Raw genomic sequence first — 608 nt, 5'->3', positions numbered from 1 at the left:
CCATTGCGCCGGCTGTCGGCACCACGGTTCCCGGCGGCGCGACTTTCCGCGAGGCGCATCTGGTGATGGAGATGCTGTCCGACAGCGGCCTCGTCTCCAGCCTCGACCTGGTCGAGTTGAATCCCTTTCTGGACGAGCGTGGCCGAACTGCGACGCTGATGGTCGACCTGACGGCGAGCCTGATGGGCCGCCGCATCATGGACCGCCCCACCCGCAGCCATTCCGGGAGCTTTTGATCATGGCCACGGCAAAGTTGAACATCGTCCCCTTCGTCAGCGTCGACCGGATGATGAAGCTGGTGAACGCCATCGGCGTCGAGCGCTTCCTGACCGAGCTCGCCGGCTACATCGAGCAAGACTTCCGTCGCTGGGAACTTTTCGACAAAACGCCTCGCATCGCATCGCACAGCCATGACGGGGTCATCGAACTGATGCCTACAAGCGATGGGCGGCTCTATGGCTTCAAATATGTCAACGGCCATCCCAAGAACATGCGCCAGGGTTTGCAGACGGTGACTGCCTTCGCGTGCTCGCCGATGTCGGTAGCGGCTACCCGATGCTGCTCACCGAGATGACCATACTGACGGCGCTGCGTACCGCCGCCACATC

Annotated in this window: 1 protein-coding gene and 1 pseudogene; both read left to right on the top strand. The window is 62.3% G+C overall.

What is annotated here, in order from left to right:
• A partial coding sequence (locus NKI20_RS33660; RefSeq protein ID WP_352838307.1) for an arginase family protein occupies positions 1-236 on the top strand: 236 nt, incomplete at its 5' end.
• Positions 237-238: 2 nt separating this feature from the next.
• Positions 239-608: pseudogene (locus NKI20_RS33655) on the top strand (ornithine cyclodeaminase); the annotation flags it as partial.

It is taken from the genome of Mesorhizobium sp. M0830 (assembly GCF_040319965.1).
Taxonomy (GTDB): domain Bacteria; phylum Pseudomonadota; class Alphaproteobacteria; order Rhizobiales; family Rhizobiaceae; genus Mesorhizobium.
This window is presented reverse-complemented; position numbering and strand designations above follow the sequence as displayed.